This is a genomic window from Sandarakinorhabdus oryzae, assembly GCF_009733735.1.
GTDB classification, from domain to species: domain Bacteria; phylum Pseudomonadota; class Alphaproteobacteria; order Sphingomonadales; family Sphingomonadaceae; genus Sandarakinorhabdus; species Sandarakinorhabdus oryzae.
Genome location: NZ_WNJP01000175.1, coordinates 1 through 5,512, shown reverse-complemented (window position 1 = coordinate 5,512; position 5,512 = coordinate 1). Strand labels below are relative to the sequence as shown.

The window sequence follows — 5,512 nt, the reverse complement described above, 5'->3', positions numbered from 1 at the left end:
GCACGCGATTGCGCCGCGCCGCCGGGCCGTACCGGCACCCGGCGCCAGGCCTGCCCGTCAAAGCTCTGTGGTGCCGGCGGGGGCGGCGGCTTGGTTGGCTGGGCCAGCGCGGGACAGGCACATGCCGCCAGGGCGGCCAGCAGCAGCGCTGTCACCCCTGCCGATACGCCTGACCGAAACGCCAACAATCCCGATGATCCCCCTGCTTAAACCGTGCAAGACGCACAGCCCGGTGGCAGCCCCCGCGCCCCCAGCAGCCCTTGTCACTGTCTGCCAGCGCTTGAACCATGGCTGAATGTCGCGGGCAATTGGCTTGACGGCGGGGAGGTTCAGCCGGGCAGCAAAACGCGCTAGGGAAAGGCATGACCGCGCCCGCCCTGCCGCCACCACCTTCTGCTGCCGCGCTCGCCGCCCTGAAGGCCGCGGCGGGCGTCGACTGGAGCGAGGACCCTGACCTGATCGCCCCGCGCCTCGTTGACTGGCGCGGTCGCTACCAGGGGGCGACACCCTTGCTGCTGCTGCCGCGCAACGTGGCGACCCTGCAGGCCATCGTGCAGGTCGCGGCGGCGCACAATGTTGGCCTGGTGCCGCAGGGCGGCAACACCGGGCTGGTGGGCGGCGGCATCCCGCCCGGCGATGGCTCGGCGGTCCTGGTCAGCCTGGCGCGCATGAACCGCATCCGGCGGCTTGATGCCGCCGGGCAATTGCTGGTGGCCGAAGCCGGGGTGATATTGTCGGACGTCCACGCCGCAGCGGCGGAGGAGGGCCTGGCCTTCCCGTTGTCGCTGGGCGCCAAGGGCTCGGCCACGGTGGGCGGGCTGGCCTCCACCAACGCCGGCGGTGTGCAGGTGCTGCGCCACGGCACCATGCGGGCGCTGGTGGCGGGGCTGGAGGCGGTGCTGCCCGATTGCCGCGTGCTGAACCAGTTGCACGGTCTGGCCAAGGACAACACCGGGCTCGACATCAAGCAGCTGCTGATCGGCGCGGAAGGCACGCTCGGCTTCATCACGGCGGTCGCGCTGAAACTGGTGCCGGCACCGCGCCACCGCGCCGTCGGCTGGGCGGGCGTCGATCGCCCGCAGCGCGCATTGGCGCTGCTTGCCCGGCTGCGCCAATTGAGCGGCGGACAGGTGGAAAGTTTCGAGTTGATCCCGACCGATGGCGTGGACCTCGTTGCCCGCCAGCTTGGTCTCGCATCACCCTTGGCCGGCCGTCACGCCTGGCAATGCCTTGTTGAACTGGCCGGGCCGCAGCCGCTCGACGACGTGCTGGCCGAAGGGCTGGCGGAAGCCGATGACGCGGTGATCGCCCAGTCCGACACCCAGGCCGCCGCGCTCTGGCGCCGACGCGAGGAACTGCCGCTGGCCGAGCGTCAGGACGGCCCGGCGGTGCACCACGATATTGCCGTGCCGGTGTCGGACATGCCCGATTTCGCCGAGGCGGCCACGCTGGCGGTCGAAGCCGAATTTCCCGGTGCGCGGGTGCTGGCATTCGGTCACCTTGGCGACGGCAATCTCCATTTCAACGTGCGCGCGCCAGCCGACGGCGCGACGGCCTGGATTGCCGCCCACCGCGACGCCATCACGGCGCGCGTCCATGGTCTGGTGGCGGCGGCCGGCGGCTCGATCTCAGCCGAACATGGCATCGGCGTGATGAAGCGGGCCGATCTGGCGCGCTATGGCGATCCGGTGCGGCTGGCGGCGATGCGGGCCATCAAGCAGGCGCTCGACCCGCTTGGCATCATGAACCCCGGCAAACTCTATTGAAGGCCCGTGTCATCCCGTCGCAGCGCAGCCTTGCACGATGTTCATCTGCGCTTTAGGAAAGCGCACCAATTCTCACTCCAGTCACGAAAGCGCGCTTTTCCATGGCCAGCCAGCCTCCTGCCAACCAGCTTCCCCTGTTCTACAACGGCCTGGCGCCGCTGTCGTCGCAGCTGCACCCCACCCATGGCCTGAAGCCGCGCGGCGACCTGGGTTTCACCCGTGGCACCCACGCGATTCCCGTGACCGTCGACGAATTCCCGCTGGTGCAGCGCAACTATCCGATCGTGTTCGGCGTGGGCGACAATCCCGCCCCGCTGGCGCTGGTTGGCCTGCAGGAAGGCGAGAACCTCTACCTGGGCGCCGATGACCAGTGGGAAGCCAATGCCTATGTGCCCGCCTTCGTGCGCCGCTATCCGTTCATGCTGGCCCGTCTGACCCCGGAATCGACCGAGCTGTCGCTGTGCTTCGACGACACCGCCGGCATCGTGGTCGAGAATGAAGGCGAAAAGCTGTTCGCAGGCACCGAGCCGACCGATACCACCAAGGCCATCCTGCAGTTCTGCGAACAGTTCGAACAGGCCGTGATGCGCACCCGCTCGTTCATGGAAGAGCTGGCCAAGCTCGACCTGTTGATGGACGGCGAAGTCACGATCCAGCGTGATGGCCTGTCGCAGCCGGCGGTCTATCGCGGGTTCCGCATGGTCGACGAGCAGAAGCTGCAGAACCTGCGCGGCGACCAGGCCCGCAAGATGGTGCAATCGGGCATGATGGGCCTGATCTATGCCCATCTGTTCAGCCTGTCGCTGATCAGCCCGCTGTTCGAGCGCCAGTTCCTGGCGGCCCAGGCCCAGGGTTCGCTGATGCCGGCGTAACGCTTGCGCAGGCAACGGAAAACACGGGGCGGTGGCCAGTCCACCGCCCCGTTTTTCTGTCCGTCATTTATCCCCAGCACGTGATCATGTCAGCGCTTGACGTGTTATATAGTATCATCTTATGCGGTGGCCATGCCCCAGATGAAGAAGCTGTCGATGAACGTGAACCTGTCGCTTGTTACCCTGCTGCTGGTGTCGGCAGCTCCCGTGCTGGCAGCGGAAGCGCCCCCCGGTGATGGCCAGCATGGCTCGGCCGATCCCGAGATCATTGTCACCGCGCCGTTCGCCCGTGAGCGGCTGAGCGTCGCCACCACCGTTTCGATCCTGCAGGGTGACGAACTGCAGCGGCAGGTGCGTTCCACCATCGGTGAGACGCTGTCCCGCCAGCCCGGCGTGTCCTCCACCTTCTTTGGCCCCAGTGCCTCGCGGCCGATCCTGCGCGGGCTTGATGCCGAGCGGGTGCGTATCCTGTCCGATGGCATCGGCAGCTTCGATGTCTCCAACACCTCGGTCGATCACGCCGTGGCGGTCAATCCGCTGTTGGCGGACCGGATCGAGATCATGCGCGGCCCGGCGGCGTTGCTCTATGGCTCGGGGGCCATCGGCGGGGTCGTCAACATGCGCGACCTGCGCATCCCGGTGGAAGTGCCCGACAGCACCGTGCACGTCGATGCCGCCGCCGGCGTGGCCAGCGCCGCGCGCGAACGCAACCTCGCCGCCAGCCTCAACACGCCGCTGGGTGGCGGCTTCGTCGCCCATGTTGATGGCAGTTTCCTCGAAACCGACAGTTATCGCACCGGCGGCTATGTGTTTTCGGCGCCCCTACGCGCGCTGGCAGCAGAGGAAGGTGGCGATCTGGCGGCGCAGGGGCAGTCCAGGGGACGGGTGCAGAACAGCGCTGGCCGCACCTGGGATGTCGCCGGCGGCCTGGCCTGGATCGGCGCCAACGGCGCCAATCTGGGCGTCGCCGTCAGCCATCTTGCCAGCCTTTATGGCATCCCCAACAGCCTGAAGGTGGGCGTCGCCGCAAATGACGAGGAGAATATCCGCCTCGACATGCGCCAGACCCGGGTCGATCTGCGCGGCGCGCTGCCGCTCGGCGGCGCCTTCAAGGAAGTGAAGCTGCGCGCCGGCTGGGCCAATTATGCCCATGACGAGCTGGATGAGACCGGCGCCATCGGCACCAGTTTCTTCAACAAGAGCTGGGAAAGCCGCATCGAGCTGGTGCAGGCCAAGCGCGGCGGCTGGCAGGGCGCTTCGGGCGCGCAATATTTCAGCCGCAATTTCCGGTCCGAAGGCGATGAAGCCTATATCCCGGCCAATCAGACCCGCCAGTTCGGCCTGTTCACCTTGCAGGAACTGGATCTGGGCGCGCTCAAGCTCGAAGTTGGTGGTCGCTTCGAACATACTGATGTGAAGGCGCCGCCGGTGGCGCGCCAGCGCCAGTTCGACACCGTGTCGGTGTCAGCGGGCGGATCGGTGGATATTGGCGGCGGCTTCCGCTTGGCGCTGAGCCTGGCCCGCACCGAGCGCGCGCCGGCGGCCGAGGAGTTGTTTGCCGACGGCGGCCATGCCGCGACGCGCGCCTTTGAAATCGGCAACCCCGATTTCACCACTGAACGCCAGCTGGGCGCCGAAGCCGCGCTGCGTGGACGCGGGCCGGGCTGGCGGCTGGAACTGTCGGGCTTCATCAACCGGTTCGACAATTTCATCTATCTGGGCCCCACCGGCGCCGAGGAAGACGGCTTGCCGGTGTTCCAATATGGCCAGGCCGATGCGCGCTTCTATGGCTTCGAGGCCGAAGCCGGCGTGACGGTGGCGCAGCTGGGCCCGACCCGCATCGAGCTGACGGGCCTGGCCGATTACACCAATGCCACGCTGCTCGCCGGTGGCGGCGCGGTGCCGCGCATCCCGCCGCTGCGCTTCATCGGCGGGGTGGAGGCCAGCGGCGGCAACGTTGGTGGCCGTCTCGAGGTGGAGCATGTGACCGCGCAAAACCGCATCGCTGGCTTCGAAAGCCGCACGCCGGGCTGGACCATGGTCAACGCCAGCCTGTCGTGGAAGGTCTTCGGGCCCGACAGCGGCACGACGCTGCAGGTGCAGGCCAACAACATCTTCGATGTCGAGGCCCGCCGCCATAGCAGCTTCCTGAAGGACGTGGCGCCGCTGCTCGGTCGCGACATCCGGGTGTCGCTGCGCGTGGCCATCTGACGCACGGCAATTATCGCGCCAGCGACCCTTGAAACCGGCCGGGGCGACCCCAAATCATGGGCACGGCGGCCGCGTCTTCCCCCGAGCGAAGGCCGCCTGTGGCACTGCCTGCCACTCCTCCCCGAACAGTAACGGGTTCCGATCTGGCCGCGCTGGTTGCCCCCACCAGCGCGGCCATTTTGTTATTCTGCGGCTTCGGCCCACGGCGGGGCCGCACCCAGCTGCGGCCAGTCGGCCAGCAGGCGCTGCACCAGGCCGGTCATCACCGCGCGCACCTTGGAGGCGCCGCTGTGCAGCGCCAGCTTGTGGCCATCCAGATAGAGCGTGCGGTCGATCTCGATCTGTACGGCGTGGATACCGCTGGCCGGCTGGCCGTGGTGGTGGGTGGTGTGGCCGCCGGCATAGGGCGCGTTGCGTGCCACTCGCCAGCCAGCGCGGCGGAAATGATCCTCGATGGCCTGCACGATGTCGGGGTGGGCGCTGCGGCCATGGCAATCGCCCAGCACGATCTGCGGCGGCCGCGCACCGGTGGGCGACGGCATCGAATGGCAATCGATCAGCAGCGCCGCGCCGTGCGTGGCCCGCGCGGCGCCAAGGATGCGGCTGATCCGGTCGTGCCAGGGCGCGTGCAGGCTGGCCAGCCGCGCCCTGGCACGACCGGAT

The 5,512-nt window shown here is 68.1% G+C and carries 4 protein-coding genes; 3 read left to right on the top strand and 1 reads right to left on the bottom strand.

From position 1 onward, the window contains the following. The first annotated feature begins 362 nt into the window (after nt 1–362). The 3 genes from GJ693_RS13450 (at nt 363) to GJ693_RS13440 (ending at nt 4,849) form a co-directional block, all read left to right on the top strand. On the top strand, nt 363–1,766 hold the full coding sequence (locus GJ693_RS13450) for an FAD-binding oxidoreductase (RefSeq protein WP_156256793.1): 1,404 nt from the start codon (nt 363–365) through the stop codon (nt 1,764–1,766). Nucleotides 1,767–1,867: 101 nt separating this feature from the next. After that, nucleotides 1,868–2,638, top strand: coding sequence for a SapC family protein (locus tag GJ693_RS13445; protein ID WP_156256792.1), 771 nt, complete (start codon nt 1,868–1,870; stop codon nt 2,636–2,638). A 132-nt stretch (nt 2,639–2,770) separates the two neighbouring features. Continuing rightward, a complete protein-coding gene (locus GJ693_RS13440) occupies nt 2,771–4,849 on the top strand; it encodes a TonB-dependent receptor (protein WP_235902910.1) in 2,079 nt (692 codons plus the stop codon). A 182-nt stretch (nt 4,850–5,031) separates the two neighbouring features. Here GJ693_RS13440 and GJ693_RS13435 read toward each other — a convergent pair. Next, a partial coding sequence (locus GJ693_RS13435; protein ID WP_197042194.1) for an N-formylglutamate amidohydrolase occupies nt 5,032–5,512 on the bottom strand: 481 nt, incomplete at its 5' end.